At 71.2% G+C, this 21827-nt stretch carries 17 protein-coding genes; 5 read left to right on the top strand and 12 right to left on the bottom strand.

Going from position 1 to position 21827, the window contains the following annotated elements:
* Positions 1-44: 44 nt before the first annotated feature.
* Positions 45-1196, bottom strand: a complete 1152-nt coding sequence (locus P5P86_RS10030) for a sugar ABC transporter substrate-binding protein (RefSeq protein WP_280611192.1) — start codon at positions 1194-1196, stop codon at positions 45-47.
* Positions 1197-1496: 300 nt separating this feature from the next.
* Here P5P86_RS10030 and P5P86_RS10025 point away from each other — a divergent pair, with 300 nt between their 5' ends.
* The 5 genes from P5P86_RS10025 (at position 1497) to P5P86_RS10005 (ending at position 6140) form a co-directional block, all read left to right on the top strand.
* A complete protein-coding gene (locus P5P86_RS10025; protein ID WP_280611191.1) occupies positions 1497-1700 on the top strand; it encodes a ferredoxin in 204 nt (67 codons plus the stop codon).
* 4 nt (positions 1701-1704) lie between these two features.
* A complete protein-coding gene (locus tag P5P86_RS10020; protein ID WP_280611190.1) occupies positions 1705-3207 on the top strand; it encodes a class I adenylate-forming enzyme family protein in 1503 nt (500 codons plus the stop codon).
* Position 3208: 1 nt separating this feature from the next.
* On the top strand, positions 3209-3532 hold the full coding sequence (locus tag P5P86_RS10015) for a hypothetical protein (protein WP_280611189.1): 324 nt from the start codon (positions 3209-3211) through the stop codon (positions 3530-3532).
* 16 nt (positions 3533-3548) lie between these two features.
* Positions 3549-4289: a 3-oxoacyl-ACP reductase FabG gene (gene fabG / locus P5P86_RS10010; RefSeq protein WP_280611188.1), complete on the top strand. Its 741-nt coding sequence runs from the start codon at positions 3549-3551 to the stop codon at positions 4287-4289.
* A gap of 138 nt (positions 4290-4427) precedes the next feature.
* On the top strand, positions 4428-6140 hold the full coding sequence (locus tag P5P86_RS10005; RefSeq protein WP_280611187.1) for a 4Fe-4S binding protein: 1713 nt from the start codon (positions 4428-4430) through the stop codon (positions 6138-6140).
* Positions 6141-6244: 104 nt separating this feature from the next.
* Here P5P86_RS10005 and P5P86_RS10000 read toward each other — a convergent pair whose 3' ends face one another.
* From P5P86_RS10000 to P5P86_RS09950, 11 genes are all read right to left on the bottom strand, one after another.
* Positions 6245-6811, bottom strand: coding sequence for a flavin reductase family protein (locus P5P86_RS10000; protein WP_280611186.1), 567 nt, complete (start codon positions 6809-6811; stop codon positions 6245-6247).
* A 33-nt stretch (positions 6812-6844) separates the two neighbouring features.
* On the bottom strand, positions 6845-8311 hold the full coding sequence (locus tag P5P86_RS09995; RefSeq protein ID WP_280611185.1) for an aldehyde dehydrogenase family protein: 1467 nt from the start codon (positions 8309-8311) through the stop codon (positions 6845-6847).
* Positions 8312-8313: 2 nt separating this feature from the next.
* Positions 8314-8763, bottom strand: a complete 450-nt coding sequence (locus P5P86_RS09990; protein ID WP_280611184.1) for an ankyrin repeat domain-containing protein — start codon at positions 8761-8763, stop codon at positions 8314-8316.
* Positions 8764-8765: 2 nt separating this feature from the next.
* Positions 8766-9704 (bottom strand): phytanoyl-CoA dioxygenase family protein, encoded by a 939-nt coding sequence (locus P5P86_RS09985; protein WP_280611183.1) that lies wholly within the window; start codon positions 9702-9704, stop codon positions 8766-8768.
* 100 nt (positions 9705-9804) lie between these two features.
* Positions 9805-12705 carry a winged helix-turn-helix domain-containing protein gene (locus P5P86_RS09980; RefSeq protein WP_280611182.1) on the bottom strand — a complete coding sequence of 967 codons (2901 nt, stop codon included), beginning with the start codon at positions 12703-12705 and terminating at the stop codon, positions 9805-9807.
* Between the two features lie 77 nt (positions 12706-12782).
* Positions 12783-15656: an AfsR/SARP family transcriptional regulator gene (locus tag P5P86_RS09975; RefSeq protein ID WP_280611181.1), complete on the bottom strand. Its 2874-nt coding sequence runs from the start codon at positions 15654-15656 to the stop codon at positions 12783-12785.
* Between the two features lie 21 nt (positions 15657-15677).
* Complete coding sequence (locus tag P5P86_RS09970) at positions 15678-16934, bottom strand: acyl-CoA dehydrogenase family protein (protein ID WP_280611180.1); 1257 nt, start codon at positions 16932-16934, stop codon at positions 15678-15680.
* 5 nt (positions 16935-16939) lie between these two features.
* Complete coding sequence (locus P5P86_RS09965) at positions 16940-18133, bottom strand: acyl-CoA dehydrogenase family protein (RefSeq protein WP_280611179.1); 1194 nt, start codon at positions 18131-18133, stop codon at positions 16940-16942.
* Entirely contained in the window at positions 18049-18981 is a 933-nt protein-coding gene (locus P5P86_RS09960) for an enoyl-CoA hydratase (protein WP_280611177.1), read from the bottom strand. Before P5P86_RS09960 ends, P5P86_RS09965 begins: the two co-directional genes overlap by 85 nt.
* A 38-nt stretch (positions 18982-19019) precedes the next feature.
* Complete coding sequence (locus P5P86_RS09955; protein WP_280611176.1) at positions 19020-20249, bottom strand: CaiB/BaiF CoA transferase family protein; 1230 nt, start codon at positions 20247-20249, stop codon at positions 19020-19022.
* Positions 20249-21778, bottom strand: a complete 1530-nt coding sequence (locus P5P86_RS09950; protein WP_280611175.1) for an AMP-binding protein — start codon at positions 21776-21778, stop codon at positions 20249-20251. The genes P5P86_RS09955 and P5P86_RS09950 overlap by 1 nt, the downstream gene beginning before the upstream one ends.
* Positions 21779-21827: the final 49 nt, after the last annotated feature.

Genomic DNA, 21827 nt, shown 5'->3' with positions numbered 1-21827 from the left:
AGGGCTTCGCCCCGCCCGGTAACGGGCCTGCCTGCGGAGTCGGACTAGTTGGCGAGGAGCCAGAGCTTCTTGAACTGGTCCTGGTAGTCGGACGGGGAGACCGGGAGCTTGTCGGCCTGGTCATTGGTCTTGTCGTAGATGCGGAACGGCGTCACATCGTCGAGGACCGGAGCCTTGGTGTCGTAGTAACGAGCCACCAGGTCGGCCTCGAGCCAGCCCTGGATCTCGCTGGCGGTCGACAGCGTCATGACGGCCTTGCCGGACTTCAGGTCGGCGTAGGTGTTGTCCGAGGCGATGGCGGTGACCAGCTTCGGGCTGAGGTTCGCCGCCTTCAGCGCGGCCGGTACGCCGACCGACATGTCGCCGTACGGGAAGTACACGTAGTTGATGTCGGGCTCGGTCTGGAGGGTCGACACGACGGTGCCGGGCAGCGCCTTGCCGATGTCGGTGAGCTGGGTCTCGACCGTCTTCGTCTTGCAGGACGGGCACACCGACTTCAGCTCGTCGGTGAAGCCCTTCTCCTCGACCTGGAGGGTGGGGAAGCCGGCCAGGGTCACGATGGCGACATTCGCCTTGGCCCCGGAGTCCTTCAGGACCCAGTCGGCACTGGTCTTGCCCTCGGCCAGGAGGTACTGCTCGCCCAGCGACAGCCCGCTGAGGCCGCCCTGGTCCATCCCGGTCGGCTTCGCGGGCGCGCCACCGACGAAGACCGGGACACCCGCCGCGCCGGCCTTCTTCAGGGCGTTCGAGAACGAGCTCGGGTCAGCACCCGAGATGACGATCCCGTCGGGCTTCTCGCTCACCGCCTGGTCCACGGCAGTCGCCAGGGAAGCCGGGTCACCCGCGTAGTTCTCCATCTTCCCCGTCCACCCGAGCGTCTTGGCGGCCTCGAGGAAGAACCCACCGGTCGTGACGGTGGTGGGCGCCGCCGCATTGGCGAGGAAGATGACGTGCTTGCCGGTCGCCGGCTTCGCCGAGAGAGGCTTGAGGCCCAACTGGGCCTCGCCCCGGAACTGGTCGACGGTCGCCGAGACCTCGGACGGGACAGCAGCGGCCCCGTCGGCGCCGCCGGACTTGTCGGTGCTCGAGCCGGTGCTCGAATTGTCCGAACCGCAGGCGGCGGCGGTCGAGAGTGCGGCCAGTACCGCGAACGCGGCCACTCCGGTCCTGACTTGGCGCGGGAACGCAGACCTCATGAGATGCTCCTTTGAACTCGGGTAGTCCGTTGCGTGGGCCTGCCGCGTCGCGACGACGTGTCCTCGGTCACATCCGGCAGGTAGCGGCCAACGGTCCGCGAGGTCTCGTTAATCGGTCCGTTACGGATCGTGAGGTGGTCCCGACGGGGCAGCGGACGCCCGGCCGACCGCCGACGCCGTCCTCAGGCCGGTAATGCGATCCGTAACGCGACCGCGCCGAGGATGGCCGTGCTGCACCGGTCCCAGCGGTCGCTGGTGCCGGCCCAGCCATGCCCCCGTCTAGATCAAGGAGTGGAAGAGATGTCTCTTGGGATCGAGATCTCGGAGAAGTGTTCCGGCCACGGGCGTTGCTACGTGCTGGAGCCGGGCCTGTTCGAGCCCGATGACGAGGGGTACGCCGTCGCGCTGCGCACGGCCGTCACCGGCGAGGCGGACTGCGCCTCCGCTCGACGCGCAGCGACCGCCTGCCCGGAGGGTGCGATCCTTCTCACGGAAGTCGGCTGAGGACGTGGGCATCGAGGTCCTGCTGCAGCTCCCGGCCGCCATGTGCGGCGAGCGGTCGGCCCTGGTCGCGGAGCGCTACGAGGAGACGTTCGAGTCCTGGTCGCTGCACGCGCAGTGGGCCGGTGCGGGCCTGCGCGAGCGTCGACCACGCAGCGTCGCCTTCCTCGGTTTGAACGGGCCGGCCTTCAGCCTCGCCGTCTTCGCGTGCGCTTACGCCGGACTTCCGCTCACGCCCCTGAACTACCGTCTCGCCGACGAGCAGGTGCACGAGCTGATCGGCGCGCTCGACGCTCCGCTGGTGGTGACCGACCCCGACATGGCGGCACGCCTGCCCGCCGGCGTTGCGATGATGACCACCCCCGAGTTCCTGCAGATGGCCGGGACGGTGCACGACACCTCGGCTCACGCCGGGAATCCGAACCCGGCCGCGATCATGCTCTTCACCAGCGGTACGACGAGCGCCCCCAAGGGGGTGCTGCTCAAGCACGACCATCTGGCCTCCTACGTGCTGCAAACGGTGGAGCCCGCCACCGCGGGGCCCGAGGAGTGCGCGCTGGTCTGCGTGCCGCCGTACCACGTCGCCGGCGTCGCCTCCGTGCTCAGCAACGCCTACGCCGGTCGCCGGGTGGTGTTCCTGCCGAACTTCGACCCGGCCGAGTGGCTGGCCGTGGTGCGGCGCGAACGGGTCACCTCGGCGATGGTGGTGCCGACCATGCTCGCCCGGATCGTCGAGCACCTCGACGGATCCGCGGCCGACGTCCCCTCCCTGCGCACGATCTCCTACGGAGGCGCGCGCCTCGCCCCCGCCGTGCTCGAGCAGGCGCTCGCCGCCTTTCCCACCGCGGGATTCGTCAACGCCTACGGCCTGACCGAGACCTCCTCGACGATCACCGTGCTGGGCCCCGCCGATCATCGCGCCGCGTTCGACTCCGACGATCCCCTGGTCCGGATGCGCCTGGGATCGGCCGGACGCGCGGTGCCGGGCGTCGAGCTGCGGATCACCGACGAGGACGGCCTGCCGTGCGGCCCCGGCGTCGCCGGTGCGCTGTGGGTCCGCGGACCGCAGGTCTCCGGCGAGTACCTGGGCCACGGCAGCGCCCTGGACCCCGACGGATGGTTCGACACCCGTGACCGGGCCAGCATCGACGCCGACGGCTACGTCTACATCGAGGGCCGCACCGACGACACCATCATCCGAGGCGGTGAGAACATCGCGCCGAGCGAGATCGAGGCGGTCCTTCTCACCCACCCCGCCATCGCCGACGCCGCGGTGATCGGTCTCCCCGACGAGCAGTGGGGCCAGCGCATCGCCGCCGTCGTCGTCGCGCGCCCGCACCACGAGATCGACACCGAGGCCGTCGTCGCGTACGTGCGGAGTCGGCTCCGCGGGTCGAAGACCCCCGAGTCCATCACCGTGTGGGACGAGCTCCCCTACAACCCGCTGGGCAAGCTGATCCGCCGCGACGTGCTGGCGCAGCTGACCCAGGCGATCGAGACAGGAAACTGACATGACCCAGCTCTCCCCCGGCCAGCGCCTGCGCAGCCAGGTCTGCGCGACCGAGGTGGTCGTCGTGCGTGCCGGTGACGGTTCCGTGGAGCCGACCTGTGGCGGACTCCCACTCGTCGCGATCGACGCCGCGACCGGCGCCGGCTCGGTCGCTGCGGCCGCCGATGTGACGCTGATGAGCGGCAACGCGATCGGCAAGCGCTACACGTCCCCGACCGACCCCACCTTCGAGGTGCTCGTCACCAAGGCCGGCGCCGGAACCCTCGGCGACGGCCCGACCCCGCTGGAGCTCCGCGAAGCCAAGCCGCTGCCCGCCAGCGACTGATCGAGAGGACGAGAACATGAAGCTGCTCGAAGGCAGGCGCGCCATCGTCACCGGTGCCGCCCAGGGTCTCGGCGAGGCGATCGCCCGCGCGTTCGTCGACCAGGGGGCGCGGGTCGTGCTCGCCGACCTCGACGAAGACAGGGCAGCCGCCACCGCCGCCACCATCTCCGGCACCGAGGCGGCGATCGGTGTCGGGTGCGATGTCGCCGACCCGGTTGCGGTGGAGCAGCTGGTGGCCAGGACGGTCTCCGCCTTCGGCGGGCTGGACATCCTGGTCAACAACGCCGGCATCCTGCGCAACTGCGCCCTCGACGAGGCCACGCTGGCCGACTTCCGCGACCTGATCGACGTGCATCTGCAAGGTGCCTGGCTCGGGATCAAGTACGCCGCTCCGGCGCTGCGGGCAGCCGGAGGCGGCTCCATCGTCAACATGTCGAGCATCGGCGGCAAGGCCGGACTCGCGGGTCAGACCAACTACAGCGCGGCCAAGGCCGGCGTCATCGGCCTGACGAAGGCCGCGGCGAAGGAGCTCGCCGGTGACGGCATCCGGGTCAATGCGATCCTGCCGGGCATCATCGAGACGGCGATGGCGGCACAGCTCAGCCCGGACGACCTCGCCCGCCGGGCGGCGGACATCCCGCTGGGCCGCCTCGGCCGTCCGGCCGAGATCGCCGATGCTGCCGTCTACCTCGGGTCCTCGATGGCCAGCTACGTCACCGGAGCCACCCTCGAAGTCTCCGGGGGCCGCTTCATGTGACGAGCGGCGGTGCCTGCGGCGCCCGTCGCCGCGTAACGCCACCCGTAACCCCAGCTGCCCTAGCGTCACTCCATCGCGAGTACGCCGACAGCCGCTCGCCGGTGCCGTCGCTGACGAGGAGCGGAACTCGAGGTTCTCATGACCCACGTGATCACCCAGCAGTGCTGCAACGACGCGGCCTGCGTCCCGGTCTGCCCGGTGAACTGCATCCACCCGACTCCCGACGAGCCGGACTATCTGACCGCGGAGATGCTCTACATCGACCCGGAGGGGTGCATCGACTGCGGTGCCTGCGTGGTCGAGTGCCCGGTCAACGCGATCGAGCCCGACTACGACCTCCCGCCCGAGTCGATGCCGTTCGTCGAGCTCAACGCGGCGTACTTCGACGAACCCGGGCGCCGTGACTACGACCACGTCCCGCACCCCGGGCCCGTCCGCCGACAGTGGAGTGCCGAGGGATCGACGGGACCGCTGCGCGTCGCTGTCGTCGGAACCGGACCAGCGGCCAGCTACACCGTCCAGCACCTCCTGGCCCAGCGCGGTCTGGACGTGCGCATCGACGTGTTCGAGAAGCTGCTCACCCCGACCGGGCTCGTCCGCTTCGGAGTCGCCCCGGACCATCAGTCGACCAAGCAGGTCGCCGACACCTACCAGCGCGCCTGGCGCAACGACCGCGTTCGGATGTTCCTCGGGGTCGAGATCGGGCGCGACCTCGACCCCGACGAGCTCGCACGTCGCTACCACGCCGTGGTCTACGGCGTCGGCGCGCCGGCGGGGCGCCGACTCGGGATCGAGGGCGAGGACCTGCCCGGCAGCCACGCGGCGACAGACGTCGTCGCCTGGTACAACGGTCATCCCGAGCACGCCACGGCCGTGCCCGCCATCGATGCCGAGCGTGCCGTCGTCATCGGCAACGGCAACGTCGCTCTCGACATCGCCCGGCTGCTGGCCCTCGACGCCGGGGCGCGCGGTCGCACCGACATGGCCGATCACGCGGTCGACGTGCTGAGCGCGACGGCGCTGCGCGAGATCCGGGTGATGGGGCGGCGCGGAGCCGACATGGCCGCCTTCACCGTCGCGGAGCTGATCGGTCTGCGTGCGGCCCTCGGTGCGCGGTTGGTCCGTTCCGAGGAGCTCGGGCCGCTCACGGCGCAAGCCACGGCGATCGACTCCTACAAGCGCTCGCTGGTGGAGGCGCTGCCGACCGAGGCCCCCGCCGATGCCGGCCTCGTGGTGGTCCTCGACTTCTGCCGGACGCCGATCGCCGTCACCGGCACCGACCGGGTCGCGGGCCTGCGGTGGGCACGCACCGAGATCGACCCGACCTCGGGAGTCGCCAGGGCGTCGACGGCACCGGGCGATGTCGCGGAGCTGACGTGCGGTCTGGTGATCAGCGCGATCGGCTCCCGGTCGGTGCGCCTGGGCTCGCTGCCCTTCGACGAGGCCAGGGGGCTGGTCCCGAACACCGCCGGTCGCGTCCTGGACCCCGAGACGGGCGCCGTTCGCGGAGGCCTCTACGTCACCGGCTGGGCCAAGCGTGGCCCCCAGGGCACGATCGGCACCAACCGGCACTGCGCGACGGAGACGACCGACGCCCTCCTCGACGACTTCCTCGCGGGCGAGCTGCCGGCGCCGTCGCAGCCTGGCGACATCGCCGAGCTGCTCCCCGACACCATCACCGTCGCCGGCTGGACGGCGCTCGACGCACACGAGAAGAAGGCCGGCCGGGAGTCGGGCCGGCCGCGCGTCAAGGTGGTCGACACCGAGGCGCAGCGTGCGGTGATCACCGCAGCGCTCTGGCCCGAGCGGCTCGCCGGCGCGACGTCCGGATCGGGTGTCGACCACTCCTGAGCGGACCCCGCTGCGGGCATCGGCACCGACCCCGGCAGCGAGAGCGACCACCGCAAGCACCACGGCCCGACTCCGCAGGAGTCGGGCCGTGGTGCTTGCGTCGATCAGGAGAAGGGATCGAACTCCCAGCCCCAGCCGTTGCGCAGCGGAACGCGCTTGGTCCCGCGGCTCATGCCGTGGAAGCCGCTGCCGTGGAAGACCATCGGCGCCACGCCCTCGAAGCGGTCGAGCGACTCCACCTCGAGGACGACGATGTCGTGGTCGCCGACGGCGATGGCGTCGTGGATCGAGCAGCGCAGCCAGAGCGCAGAGTCGTGGATGAAGATCGCTCCGGCCTCGTCAGCGGACCACTCGACGTTCGCGAACTTCTCCTCGCCGCGCGCGGCGAGGCTCCGCGCGGTCTCACCGTGGTGCTCGGCGAGCACGCTGACGCCGATCCGCGGAGCCGCTGCCAGGAGCTTCCAGGTCGAGGAGGTATGGGCGACGCAGACGGACACGAGCGCCGGCTCCAGGGACACCGACGTGAACGAGCTCGCCGCCATCCCCATCGGCCGGCCGTCCACCATCGCGGCCACGGCGGTGACGCCGCTCGGGAAGGCAGCGAACGCGGTGCGCAGCACCTGCGGGGTGAGCTCGCCGGCTCCGGCGTGCCCGGTGGTCACGGTGTTCACCTGACACCACTCCTCATCATCGTCCGGTCCTCATCATCGTCCGGCCCTGAAGGCGACAGTCTTCGAGAGCGTGTACTCCATCAATCCGGGGATCCCGTGCTCGGTGCCGAGTCCGGAGGTCTTCCAGCCGGTCGTCGGCGCGTCGAGGTCGAGCGCCGTCCCGCCGCCGTTGATCCGGACGCCACCGGTGCGCAGCCGCTGCGCCATCCGCCAGGCCGCGCCGCCGTTGCCGCTGAAGATGGCGCTGGACAGGCCGTAGCGACTGTCGTTGGCGAGTCGGACGGCCTGGTGGTCGTCGTCGAAACGAAGAACGACCGCGACCGGCCCGAAGATCTCCTCCTGCACGCTTCGCGACGTGGCCGGCACGTCGCTGAGCACGACCGGCGGGACGAAGAAGCCGTCCGAGACCACATCGGAACCGCGAGCGGCGACGGTGCCTCCGTCGCCGACCCCCGCGTCGATGTAGCCGAGCACCTTCTCGCGCTGTGCGGCCGAGATCAGGGGACCCATGGTGGTGCTCGGGTCCTCGGGGTCGCCGACGACCGTCGCGCGCACGCGCCGGTCGAGCTCGGCCAGGAACTGGTCGGCGACCGCACGGTGGACCAGATGGCGGGTGAGGAGCACGCATCCCTGCCCGGCATGCAGCGTGAAGCTGCCGAACGCCGCGGCAGCGGCCGCCTCGACGTCGGCGTCCTCGCGCACGATCATCGCCGACTTGCCGCCGAGCTCGAGCACGACGCGCTTCAAGGTGCCACTGGCGCTGGCCATCACCCGGCTGCCCGTCGCCTCCGAGCCGGTGAAGCTGATCATGTCGACGCGCGGATCGGTGACCAGCGCGTCGCCCACGTCGCCTTCGCCGGTGACGACGTTGAGCACCCCGGGCGGCAGGTCGGCCTCGGCGGCGACGGCACCGAGGACGAGGCCCTCGAGCGGCGTCAGCGGCGACGGCTTGAGCACGACGGTGTTGCCCATCGCGAGGGCCGGCCCGAGCTTGGCGAGATTGAGGTAGAGCGGGAAGTTGAACGGCGTGATCGCTCCGACCACTCCGATCGGCTGGTGCAGCAGCGCGGAGGCGCCGAGCACGTCGCCGGGGCCGACCTGCAACGGCGTCACGGTGTCGAAGGAGGTGAGTGCCTTCTCGGCGGCGTAACGGAACCTGGCCAGTCCGATGCCGAAGTGAGTCGCCTCGATCAGCGACGGAAGCGCCCCGGACTCGAGCCGGATCACCGGCTCGACCACGTCGCGCCACGACTCCAGGACGTCGGCGAACCGCAGCAGAGCGGCGCTGCGCTCGCGCGCCGACATGGTCGGCCACGGGCCCTCGTCGAAGGCCCGCCGCGCCGCGGCGACGGCTGCCTCGACATCGGCGACGGCGCCCCGCGGGACACGACCGAACGCTGCACCGGTGGCGGGGTTGACCACCGCGGTGGCCTCCTCGCTGCGGCTCGGCGCCCAGCGACCGTCGATGAACAGCTCGTCATAGGAGGTGCGGGTGTCCATCCTCAATCCTTCTTCCTGGCATCCGTGGCCCCTGCTCCTCGCAGCATCCGCTCGAGGTCGGTGCGGCCGAAGGCGAGCGCTGTGGCGATCGCGTTGGGCGCCCCCCGGTACGGCGAGGCTCCGTGGCCGACCAGGACGCGCACGACCTGGTCGTGACCCTTGAAGACGGCGCCGGCGAGGGGCGAGCGACCCGCATCGTTGAGCAGATCGACATCGGCTCCGCGCCCCGCGAGAGCAGCGGTGGCCTCGGCATGCCCGTGGTACGCCGCCATCATCAGCAGCGAGTTGCCGGCGGCGTCACGCAGGTCGACCGGAACCCCCCGGTCGACCAGCGCGACCAGTGTCTCGGTGTCGCCGACCCGCGCGAGGCCGAAGATCTGCTCCCCGACAGCGAGGAGGTCGGCGTAGGACGGGGTGGTGGCCGGCCCGGCGGGCGGCGACACGTCGGCCATGGTCAGCCCTTCTGCGGGCGGATCAGAACAGCCCGACCGTCCTGGGCGCCGACCATCAGCGGGTCGCCGATGTGCAGCAGCGTCTCGATCTCCTCGTTCGGGAGTCGGGCACCGTCCTTGAGGCGCAGGTAGGTGTCCTCGTCGACCACGAGCCTGACCGCCCCCACGGAGGTGTCCAGCGTGATCGAGTCCCTGGTGACCTCGATCAGGTCGCCGATGACCGGTTGCGGGTCGTTGGCCGTCGAGAATCGCACGTCCATCGAGAGCCGGAACGCCTTGCCGAGGTTGGCCAGACCGCTGTGCGGGGTCTTGGTGCTGAACATGAGCACGTCGCCGGCCCGGTAGACCTTCGGGCGAGCCCACTCGTCGTCGGCGATGGCGCCTGCCGGGATCGGGAACTTCGGAGCATCGGAGGCGTCGTGCAGGTAGCCGCGCTTGTGCGCGCCCGGAGCGATGGCGAGGCCACCGATCTCCTCGTCGATGTCGGCGAACGGGATCCAGCAGATCCGGAAGTTGTAGCCGTTGTTGAAGAAGCCGTCCTGGTGACGCCCGGCCACCGGGTCCTCGGGCTTCTCGGCGACCGGCGGGTTCAGGCGATACTCGGTGCTCGGGATCCACGAGATGGGCTCACCGACGACGTCCTCGAAGAACCTGGTGATGGCCGGGTTGGCGACGAAGCGCTCGTAGGTGCCCGATCCGTAGACCTCGGGGACCTTCACCGGGAAGGAGCTGACGTCCTTGCCGTTCCAGATCGGCTGGTCCTGGCCGGGGTCGACCACGCCATAGTCGTCGACGAGCACCGAGAAGTACTTCGCACGGACCTCCTCGACGGCCTCCTTGTCCAAGACGTCGCGGAAGTAGAGGTAGCCCTCCTCCTCGAAGACCTTGTTGAGCGCCTCGGGGTCGCCCAGCAGATGGTTGTGCTCTTCGAGTTCCTTCATTGCATACGACATGCTCATAGCCCTTTCGCATCGTGGTCGCCAGCCGACGGCGAACGCCACGAGCATCTAATCCGGGCCGTTACGAGCGACGTTACCGCCGTCACACGCCCTGGGTGCCCTGTTCGGCCGACAACCGCTGGCCCAACCGACGCGCCAGCGCTCGGATCTCGCCCGACGGCTCCAGACCGAGGTCCTTCATGGCATGGACCGCACGGCGGTAGACGGCGCGCGCCCGCTGCGCGCTCCCCCGGTCGAGCTCGGCCTCGATCATCAGCCGATAGACGTCCTCGCTGTAGGGACTGAGCACCACCGCTCGCATGCCGTAGATGCGGACGATGTCGAGGTCGACGGAGCCGTCCGGGTCGCGCAGCAGCCGGAGCACGCCCTCCTCGAAGAGGAGGTTGAGCAGCTGACGCCTCTCGACCACCCAGCTCAGCTCGCTGGTCGAGAGGTAGGGCCCGGTCATCAGGTCCAACATGGCGCGGAGCGCTTCGGTGTCGACCCGGGCCTGGGTGAGCAGTCGGCGCAGTTGCGCCTCCACGACGAGGTCGGTGGCGTCGAGGGTTCCCCCCGCCGGCCAGCCGATCTCGTTGCGGGAGGGCCGGTCCAGCACCACGCCCGTCAGCTCGCGCAGCTTGAACAGCACCTGCCGGAAGTGGTTGCCGGCGCTGCGCTGCCCGACGTACGGGAACAGCCTCATCTGCAGCGCGGCCCGGTCGACCGAGCCACCGTGGACCGCGAGGTCAGCGATGAGCTCGGCGAGCTTGGTGCGCCCCAGCGGATGTCTGATGCCGTCGAGCTCGAGCGCGGCCGGTTGCTCGAACGTCGAGAGCCGACCCACCGGACCGCCCGGGAGGCCTACCGGCTCGGCGACGGCAGGCGCGCGCTCGCGTACGTCGGGACCGCTCGAGGTCTGCTCGCCGCCGTCGACGAGTCCGAGGCGTCGCAGCTCGCGCGCGTGCAGCAGCGCCTCGCGCTCCCAGTAGCTGCTGCCGACACCGGCCCGGGTGGTCAGGGCGGTGTCCAGCAGCCGACGCACGACCTGCGTCGGCGCACCGCCGCGCGCGGACGCCTCGGCGTACGCCAGCCGCGCGGCGGAGAGCAGCAGGAACCTCTCCGCCTGCTCCATCGCCGAGATCGCCGGCTCGAGGATCTGGGCGGCGGCGTCGTGACGATCCTGCTCGAGGTAGCCGAGAGCGAGGATGAACTGTGCCCACTCCCCGACGGCACGCCGACCGCTGGTCTGGTGCTGCGGCAACCGCGTCTCGAGATGCCGGATCGCCCGTCTGGTGTCGCCGGCCTTGAGCATGAGGCACGCCGCGAGCGTCTCGAAGGTCGGCGCCGCCTGCTGGCGCTGCGCCGCGGGCATGGCGGCGCTCAGCACGCGCAGGCCCCGCTGATGATCGCCGTCGTGGAGCGCCAGGGCGGCGGAGACGAACTGCGCCCAGGGGTAGCCGTCGGACTTCGGGATCCGGCGGTAGACCTCCTCGGCCAGTGCCGGCTGGTCGGACCAGAGGGCCGCCAGCGCCAGGCTCGACGTCGGCTCGGTGACGACACCGTCCTGCGTCATCGCGTCGATCGCCTCCTGCAGCCGACCCTGCCACAGCAGACCCCACAGGACGTGGATGGCCAGGTCGCCCCACTCGGCGCGGTCCGGTGGCTCGACCGGGCGGGTGCTGCCGGTGACGGCGACCGAGTAGGCGATCGACCCGAGCGAGTAGCTGCCCAGCGCCTGCGGCAACAGCCGGAGGGCGACCTCGGGCCGGTTGTGGAGGCAGTAGACGACGACGGGCCGCAGCTCGGGGTCGGCCTCCAGGATCGCCTGCATCCGGCCCTCGTCGATGAGCTGCTGACCCAGCAGCGCGGCCTGCTCGGTCTGGCCCCGGCGGTGGAGGACGCGGATCATCAGGCCGGCGGTCGCGTCACGCCCGACCAGCGCGTCGACGCCCAACGACTGCGCCCACCTGTCGAACGCCTGGTCGAGCAGCAGCGGGTCGAGGTCGAGGTCCGCGGCCTCGACGATCAGGTCAAGGGCCTGCGCCCGCGAGCCCCGATCCAGGTACCAGTCGATGACCTCGACGAGGGCTCCGTGCGCGCGAAGGTGCGACAGGTAGGCGGAGCGCAGCTGCTCGGCCGCACCGGGGTGGACCCGCGCCAGCTCGGAGCGCAGGTAGTCGCGCAGCGGAGGCCGCAGGGTGAGCCGACCGCCCTCGCTGATGACCATCGGGAGGTGCAGCCGTCCGATCCGCTCCCACGTCCGCCCGGCCTCCTCGCCGAGGAGCGCTGCGACAGTGGCCGGATCGGCGGAGTCGAGCACGGAGACCCGGATGATCAGGTCACGCTCGGCCTCGCCGAGGTCGGCCATCACCGAGGACTCGATGGCGTCGTCGAGGAGATCGACGGTCCGAGGGTTGTGGGCGTCCAGCTGGACAGCGGCCCCGACGCCGCGCGGCCACCCGCCCGTCAGACGCATCACCTCGGTGGCGGACAGCGGGTTGGCCGCCGCGGAGCGGGAGCGGAGCTCCTCGACCTCCCCCATCGACAGCCGCAGGTCCGAGGAGGTCAGCACCGCGATCCGGAGCTCGTCGGCCGCGCGTCGGAGCGTCCCTGGCAGTGCACCGTGGGTGAGCAGCAGGGCGGCCACGCCCGAGCCCGGGACGTCCTCGGCGGTCTCGGCGAGCCGTCGCAGCTGGCGTGCGAGCCCGTCGTGGTGCACCAGTTCCTCGGCGTCGACGACCACGATGAGCCCGGGCCCGCCGGCCACGCTCTCCTCCAGGCCGCCCTCGAGCAGCTCGGCACAGCGCACCCACCTGGCCGGTCCGCCGAACGACAGCGAGACGTCCTCGGCCAGCGTCGACTTGCCCCAGCCCCGGCCGGCCTGCACCACGACGACGCGATGGTGTCGCAGGAGGTCGACGACCCGGTCGCGCAGGTGGGACCGGCTCAGGCGATGGAGCCATCCCACCGGGCGCCGGGTGGCTTCCTCATCGAGCTGGAGCATCCGCTCAGGCTAGCAAGCATCCTGTGACGGCTGTCACTCGAACGGGATCTTCCCCGCGGCGAGAACGTGCGGGCTGCTCACCCGGAGGTCGCTCCCAGCCGTTGTGCCGCGTCGCGGAGCTCCTCGGACACCTCGATCCCGAGATCCTTCATCGACTCGTGCGCCGCGCGGAACATCGCCCGCCCGCGCGCGACGCTGCCCCAGTTCTGCTCAGCGCGGATCATCAGCAGGTAGAGATCCTCGGCGTAGGGATTGATGGCGATCGCCCGGGCGCCGTAGTCGCGGATCAGCTCGAGGTCGCCGGCGTCGTACGCCTTGTGCAGCTCGCTGACCACCGCCTTCTCGTAGAGCAGGCTCAGGTGGTTGCGTCGCTCGACGACCCACGGCAGCTCGCTCGCCGGGAGGTAGGGCGCCGCCGCGAGATCGAAGACGTCACGGACCTGACCGGCCTCGGCGTCCACACCCGGGATGGCCTCGATCCGTCGTTCGAAGTCGATGTCGACGGCGCGCAGCGGGATCTCCTCCGGCCACACGAGCAGGGCACCGTCGCGGTGCAGCGAGACGCCGATCAGCTCCCGGATCTTGAAGACGACCTGGCGGAAGTAGTTGCTCGCCCGGCGACGGTCGATGTCGGGGAACAGCCTGGCCTGGAGCAGATCGCGGTCCATCGCGCCGCCGTGCAGCGCGAGGTCGGCGATGAGCTCGACCAGTTTGGTCCTCCTCAACACGTTGCGGGTTTCCCCGATCTCGAGCACCGCCGGCTCCCCGAAGGAGTAGAGCACCGCTGAGGCCGGGTCTGCTGATCGCTCGGGGCGCGTCGCCGCGGCTGCCGGCACCGGCGCGCGCCGCTGGGCGAGCGTCGCCTCGACCAGGGGGGTGCGGGCGGCCACCTCCGCCTCCCAGAACCGACTGCCCACGTGGCCCGTCAGGCCGGCCGGGGCCTCGTCGGGGACGAGCTCGGCCACTGCTACATCGACCGCTGGGTCTACCGCTGCGCTGCCGCGGCGGAGCCGCACCTCCGCGAGCGCCCGTTCGGCCGCGGCAGCGAGCAGCAGCCGGCCGGCCGGCCGCATGCTCGCGAGCGCGTCGGTGAGGTACGACTGCGCTGCATCGAGGTCACCCGCCTCGAGATGCGCGATGCCGAGCACCATCCGAGCCCACTCCTCGATCGCCCGGTGCCCGGTCCCCCGCATCGTGGGCAGGCGGGGCGTCAGGTGCGGGATCGCTCGAGCCGCCTCTCCCCTCCGGATCAGCACGTAGGCGTACAGGACGTCGAAGGTGCTCTCCTGACCAGCGCGCTCGGCCGCGGCACGGTTGCGCGCGAGGACCTCGAGAGCCTCCTCCAGCCGGCCCTCGGCCAGGAGGAAGGCCGCACGAGCCAGCTGCGCCTGCGGTCGCTCGTTGCGGCCGGCCGGGATCCGTTCCCAGGCGCTCTTGGCAAGATCCAGGCGGCCGGTCCACAGCGCCGCGATCACGACGTTCGGATTGTCCTCGAACGCGGACTGGCTGTCGGTGGCGGAGTCGATCACCTCGTCCAGCCGGCCCTGCCAGATCAGGCCCCAGTGGACGAGGGCCGCGAGCTCGCCCCACGAGACCTGGACGGGAGCCTCGATGGGCTCGGTCCCGCCCAGCACCGACACCATGTAGGAGACGGCGTCGATCCGGTAGCTGCCGTACTCCTCACTGAGGTAGTTCAACGCGTCCTTGGGACGTTCGTGCAGGCACCAGAGCACCGTCGCATGCAGGTCGGGATTCGTCCGCAGGATGCGCTCGATGCGGTCGTCCTCGCTCAGCCGGCGGATGAGCGTCGTCGCCTCGTGAGTGCGCCGATCGGCGTGCAGACGTCGGATCGCCGCACCCGCGATCACGTCACTGGCGAGCGCCGTGTCGGGCCCGAGGAGCTGGAGCCACTCGCTGAGCTCCTCCTGGGCCGGGGTCCGGTTCGCCAGTCCGGCGACGACGCGCTCGACGACGTGGACGGCGCCCTGCCGATCGCCCTCGGCGACGCACCACTCGACCGCCTCCCGCATCCGGCCGGACGCCTGGAGGTGGTCGAGATGTCGACGGCTCAGGTCGTCGACGATCGTGCTGTCATCGGAGCTCAGGTCGGCCAGCAGCAGCTCGCGCAGGGGCCGCCGGTAGACGAGCGCGTCGCCGGTCGCGTGGACGAGAGGCAGCACGCGGCGCCTGACGCTGTGCACCAGGGCCTCGGCCTCCTCCCCGACCAGGGCTCGGGCGTCGCTCTGGGTGACGATCGGCAGGATCGCCGTGTGACTCAGGAACGCCCGCTCGGTGGGCGGCAGGCCCTCGAGGACGGCCGATCGGATGAGGCGGTGGAGGCGCACCGTGGCGTGCGGGTCGTGCCGGCCCTGGGCGAGCAGTACGGCGCCGGCGACCCACCCCCCGGTGTCCTTGAGGAGGTCGGCCACCGCGACGGCCGACGGCAGCCGCCGGGCGTCGCGCGCGGTGAACCGCAGGTCGCTCTCCGTCAGCAGTGGGTGATCGGTCCCGGCACCTGCCTGCTCGAGGGCGGCGCCGAGGTGCCGTGAGGAGCAGAGGAGCACGCGCGCCCCGCGGGGGCGCGCCGCGACCAGTCGGGTCAGTGCCGCGACCCCGTCCTCCCCCTCGTCGAGCAGCTGCTCGGCGGCGTCGAGGACGACGGTCAGATCGAGGCCGCCGCCCTGGTCCCACAGCTGCAGCAGCGGTTCGAGCGCCTTGCTTCCCGCACCCCCGTCGACCCAGGCCACGGGTCCGCCCACGGTCTGTGCGAACTGTGCCGCGACGGTTGTCTTGCCCCATCCCCTGCCGGCCAGGATCTCGACGTACGGACTGGCGTCGAAGGCTCGCCAGAGCCGGATCAGGAGTCGCTGGCGATCGACCGTGTCGGGAGAAGGGGTCGGAGCCTGGTCCAGGCCGCTTCCCCTCAAGATCTCGCCGGTGGAGTCGACCATGGCGTCACCGTACCGGCTGGCTCACCGCGTCCACTCGCGCGCACGTTCGGCGATCAGGCGGAACGGGATGTCGGTGTCGACCGCCGGCTCCCGCGGCAGGCCGAGCACCCGCTCGGCGACGCCGTTGCGCTGCATCTGCTCGGTGCCACCGGCGATCGAGGGAGCCTTGCTGGCGAGGAAGCCCTCCGCCTCCTGGCCGCCGTCGGACTCGGCGCGGGTCCAGGCGACCGCACCGAGGCCGCCGACCTCCATCAACGCCCGGCCACGACGCGCCGTCGCCGCGGCGACGGCGAGCTTGCCGTAGGAGGCGACCCCGGGACTCACGGTGCCGAGCCGGGTCATGACAGCGATCCGCGCCTTGAGCTGGCGCACCGCGTAGTCCTCGGCGTGGACCGATGCGATCGTCGAGAGTGCTGTCGCGTCGGCGAGACCGCCACCGCGGCGCGCGGCCGACACGAGATCGGCAGGAAGCGGTCCCGGATCGTCGGGCGCCTCGTCCCCGCCCGGACGGCCCGCGCCGCGCTCGAAGACGAGCAGGGTGTTCGTGACACCCCAGCCGCGGTCGATCTCGCCGATCCGCTCGCTGTCGGGCACGACCACCGCGTCGATGGTCTCCTCGCAGAACTCGCTCTCCCCGGTGATCTGTCGGATGCGCGAGACCGTCAGCCCCTCGGCGTCGGTCGGGATCGCGAACCACGTGAGTCCCTGGTGCTTGGGCACCTCGACGTCGGTGCGGGCCAGACACATCCCCCAGTCGGCGAGGTGGGCCATCGAGCTCCAGATCTTCGCTCCGTCGAGCACCCAGTCCTCGCCCTGGCGGCGCGCCCGGGTCCGGATCCCGGCCAGGTCGGAGCCTGCGGCCGGCTCGGAGAAGAACTGGCACCACAGCTCCTCCCCACGCAGGACCCGCGGCACGTGCCGGCGCAGGTACTCCGGCGTCGCGTGGGCGAGCATCGTGGGGACGCACGATCCGAACGTCGTGATGCTGAGCAACCCGAAGTCCGGGGTCACGAAGCCAGCGCCCTCCTCGTCGAAGACCCGCTGGTGGGCCGGGGTGAGTCCGGCCCCGCCGTACGCCGAGGGCCACGTGATGCCGGCGTACCCGCCGTCGAAGACGCGGCGCTGGATGGCGCGGTGCTCGCTGATGTGCTCCGGCGAGTGCTTCTGCGGCTGGGCCGTGGAGCCGCGTCGGTCGAGGTTCTGCGGCAGCCAGGCGCGCAGCGCGGCCCGGAACTCGTCGAGCTCGACCCTGCTGGGCTCGGTCGTGGGGCTGGACACCTGGATCACTCCTTCAACTCGGCAGCGTGGACGGCCAGGACCTGGCTCCGATGTGCCTCGACGGTTCCGAACAGCGCGGCGTTGGCGACGAGACGGCGCATGAAGAGGTGGAGGTCGTGCTCCCAGGCGAAGCCGATGCCGCCGAAGACCTGCTGGCACCCCTGCACGAAGCCGGCGACACGCTCGCCGATATAGATCTTCGCGAGGTGGGCCGCCTCGTCGTGGTGCCGGCCGTCGCCACGGGCCGCGCGCGCGGCGGCGCCGGCGACGGCGACCGACGACTCGACGGTCAGGCTGAGGTCGGCGAGCAGGTGCTTGATCGCCTGGAACGAGCCGATCGGGCGACCGAAGGCGACCCGGTCCATCGCGTAGTCACGGGTCAGCCCGAACAGGGCCTGCATCGCGCCGGCGGATTCGCACGCCGAGAGCGTCGCCGCGACGGCACTCGCGCGTTGCACCGTCTCCGCGGGTACGACGAAGGTGCGCTCGCGGGGGATCCGGACCTCGTCCAGCGACACGCGCGTCAGCGGTTGCGTCACGTCGAGGACGCCGGCCTCGTCGGTCGTGACGCCGGCCGCATCGAGGGGCACCAGAACGGCGCGGTGCTCTGGTCCGGCCACGAGCACCAGGACCGAGGCGACCTGCTCGCGGCCGGCGATCAGGACGGTCCCCCCGACCACCAGGTCGGTGCCGTCGGGTCGGGCCTCGACGGCGAGGCCCGCGACACCGGCGCGAGCGTCGACCGGTACGACGACGATCGCCTCCCCCGCCGCGTGCTCGGGCAGGACGTCGGCGGCGAGCTCCTCGGGTGCGGAGGTGAGCAGTACCGAGGCGGCGTTGGCGCCGATGAACGGCTCGGGCAGGAGTCCGGTGCCCCTGACCTCCGCCACCAACGCCGCATCGCCCATCGCATCGCCCGACACGCTCCCGCCGCCGAGCTCCTCGGGGACGAAGGGGGCCAGCCAGCCCAGCTCGGCGCACCGCACGATCAGCTTGGGATCCGCCGCGGCTCCCTCGGCCAGCTCGCGCACCCGGGACAGGGGGATGTGGTCGCCGATGAGCCGGCGCGACGCACCCAGCAGCGCCTCCTGCTCCGCTGTCAGCTCCAGCTCCATCAGACGGCGCTCCGCGGCGAGGACGCGAACAGCGAGCCGACGCTGTCGCGCGTCGCCGGCGTGACCGGCGGGGCGTCCTTCCACGGCGGGATGCCGTCCTCGGGCTTGGCCCGGGCGATCTCCTCGTGGTGGATCTCGCCCCAGTGCGAGTGGTTCAGCTGGTGCAGGGTGAAGCAGGCGTTGAGCGCGTTGTGGAACCCCATGATGTCCTGCGTCTGGTTGACCGACTCCTTGATCAACAGGGCGGTCATCGTCGGCAGCTCGGCGATCTGGGCGGCGAACGCGTCGGTGCGCTCGGCCAGCACCTCGCGCTTGAACAGCTTCGAGACCATCCCCAGCCGGTAGGCCTCCTCGGCGGTGATGCTGTCGCCGGTGAGCATCAGCTCCTTGGTCTTGCGCAGGCCGAACTCCCAGGGGTGCGCGAAGTACTCCACCCCGCACATGCCCATCCGGGTGCCGACCACGTCGGCGAACTCGGCGTTCTCCTCGGCGACGATGAGGTCGCAGGCCCACATCAGCATCAGACCAGCGGAGAACACCTTCCCGTGGACCTCGGCGACGGTGATCTTGCGCAGGTCGCGCCAGCGCCGGGTGGCCTCGAAGAACCACTGCCATTCCTGCAGCATCCGCTTCTCGGCACCCGCGCGGGTGCCACCGTTCACCTGGTGGCTCCAGTGCTGGTTCGGACCCGGCTCGCGCTCCTCGATCCGCACCGGAGTCCCCAGGTCGTGCCCCGACGAGAACATCGCGCCGTTGCCGCCGAGGACCACCACCCGGACCTGGTCGTCGGCCTCGGCGCGCAGGAAGGCGTCGTGGAGCTCGGTGAGCATGCCGCGGTTCTGCGCGTTGCGGGTCTCGGGCCGGTCGAGCATGATCCGGACCACGCGTCCGTCGGCGGACGGCGTGTAGGTGAGGTAGTCGTACTGCGTCATCGGGGGTTCCTTCCAGTGACCGACGGGCGTCGCCGCGGTCAGATCAGGCCGTCGGAGGCCATCTGCTCGAGCTGGTCCGGGGTGTATCCGAGGAGACGTCCGTAGACCTCGGAGTTGTGCTGGGCGTGGATCGGTGCCGGGCCGGCGAAGCCGGCCTCGTCCCGGGAGAACCGGATCGGCAGACCGCTGCCGATCAGCGCGCCGACCTCGCCGTGGGTGGGATGGGCCAGCGGCACCGTCTCGTGGCGGTCCAGCACGCGCGGGTCGCGGATCGCCTCGCGAGGCGTCCGCACCGGCGCCACCGGGATGTCGGCGGCGTTCAGGGTCTTGACGATCTCCTCGACGGTCCGCTCGGCGGTCCAGGCGCCGAGGATCGCGTGGATCGCCTCGGCGTTCGAGGCGCGCCTCGCCCGCCGCGCGAAGCGCTCGTCCTCGAGCAGCTCGGGCCTCCCGATCGCCGCCGGAACGCGGGCGAAGAACTTGTCGGTGGCGGCGCAGATGGCCACCCGTCCGTCGAGGCACTCGAAGAGTCCGAAGGGCGCGAGGCGATTGAGGAAGTTGCCCGTCCGGGGCTCCATCCCCACGGCCTCGTAGGCATCCCAGGGCTCGACGGCGACGAGGGCGGTCAGAGCGCCCAGCATGGAGACGTCGACGTGCTGACCCTCGCCCGTCTCCCGGGCGCGGATGATCGCGGCGAGCGATCCCATCACGGCGTACAGCGGCGCGATCAGATCCCCGGCCGGGATCCCGATCCGGGTGGGCTCGTCGCCCGGCATGCCGCTGGCCATGGTGACGCCGCTGAGAGCCTGGGTGATGAGGTCGTAGGCCTTGCCGTCGGAGGCGTCCGCGTCGGATCCGAAGCCGTTGATCGAGGCGTAGACGACCGCCGGGTTGATCTGCGCGGCGAAGGCGTAGCCGACGCCGAGCCGATCCGCCGTACCCGGGCTGAAGTTCTCCACGACGAGGTCGGCGTGACGGACCAGGTCCGCGAAGACCTCGCGTGCTCGCTCGTGCTTGAGGTTCAGCGTGACGCCGAGCTTGCCGCGATTGCGATCGAGGAACGGCACCGAGAGGTCGTCGTCGTGCTGCGGCTGGCGGTGGACGCCGTCGCGGCCGGCGTAGGGCACGTTGCCGCGGGCGACGTCGCCGAAGCCGAGCTCCTCCACCTTGATGACACGGGCGCCCATCCCGGCGAGGAGAAGGGTCGCGTACGGGCCGGAGAGGGCCCTGGTCAGATCGAGGACCGTGAGGTTCTGCAGCGGTCCCATCAGACCGCCTCCGCACCCAGCGACACGGCCTCGACCTGTCCGAAGCGCTGGCGCAGGTCGCGCCGGTTCAGCTTCCCCATCGAGGACCGCGGGATCTCCTCGACGAACAGCACCGAGCGCGGCGCCTTGAGTGAGGACAGCCCGGCACGCACGTAGGAGATCAGCTCGTCCTCGCTCGCGTGCGCCCCGTCGCGGAGGACGACCAAGGCACGCAGCTCCTCCCCCATCTCGGGGTGGTCGACGCCGATCACGGCCGTGTCGGCGACCGCCGGATGCTGGGAGAGCACCTGCTCGATCTCGGCGGGGTAGAGGTTGACCCCGCCCGAGACGACCTTGTCGCTGTCACGGTCGGTGAGGTAGAGGTAGCCCTCCGCGTCGATCCGGCCGACCTCGCCCAGGGTGAAGACGCCGGGACGCAGGTGTGCCCGAGCGGTCTTCTCCGCGTCGTTCTCGTAGCGGATGCCCCGCCCGGTGGAGTCCTCGAAGTAGATCTTCCCCTCGGCTCCGACCGGCAGCTCCTCGCCGTTCGCGTCCACGATGAGGATCCGGTACTGCGGCAACGCCCGTCCGACCGAGCCCCGGTGCGTGAGCCATTCGTCGCTCTCGATGAAGCAGACGCCACCGGACTCGGTGCCGCCGTACGTCTCGAGGAAGACCGGACCCCACCACTCGATCATCGCGAGCTTCACCTCGTCGGGACAGCCGGCACCGGTCTGGGTGACGTGCGTGATCGAGCTGACGTCGTAGGTCCGCTCCGCCTCGTCGCGCGCCCTGAGCAGCCGGATGAAGTGGGTCGGCACCATCAGCGTGGTGCCGATCCGCTCGCGCTCGATCGTCTCCAGGATCTCGACCGCGACGAACTTGCGCGGCGCCACGATCGGGACGCCCGCTGCCAGCAACCAGGTCGCCTGGAGCGGTCCCGAGTGGTACATCGGGCCGGCCACCAGGTGCGGGCCGTGACCGACGAACCGGCTGGTGCGCGCCCACGCGAGGAACTCGCGGCGGCTGACCCGACCCGGGAACAGGATGGGCGGCATCGACACGCGCTTCGGTCGACCGGTCGTGCCGGAGCTGAACAGCAGCGGGATCGCCACCGGCTTGTCGGGATCGAGTACGTCGGGCCCTGCCGGCAGGTCCTCGATCCGCAGCCGGTCCGGCCCGGGCTCCTCGCCCCAGGAGAGCACCCGCGGCGGAGGCGCCATCCCCTGCACCGCTGCCCGGACGATCGGGGCCTGGCTCGCGTCGGCGATGACGAGGCCGACAGTGCCGTCCTCGAGCATGCCGCGCAGCTCGCTCGGGCCCAGATGGACGTTGAGCGGGATGAACGTCGATCCGCTCAGCACCGTGGCCAGGAAGGCGATCAGCGTCTGACCGGAGTTGCGCGCGATCACCCCGACGGGTCGATCGTCGCCCGCCATCAGCGTCTCCACCTGACCGGCCAGGGCCGCCACCCGCCGCTCCACCTCGGGACGGCTGAGGTCGCCGTCCCACGAGCGGAGGGCGTACGGGGGCTCGTGGGTGTCGCTCATCTGGGTCCTCTTCTCGCTCTCGTCGCCTCGCTGGTCGCCTCGCTGGTCG

Source organism: Nocardioides sp. BP30 (genome assembly GCF_029873215.1).
Classification (GTDB): Bacteria; Actinomycetota; Actinomycetes; order Propionibacteriales; family Nocardioidaceae; genus Nocardioides.
The sequence above is the reverse complement of the archived record's forward strand: the minus strand, read 5'-3'. Positions and strand labels throughout refer to the sequence as shown.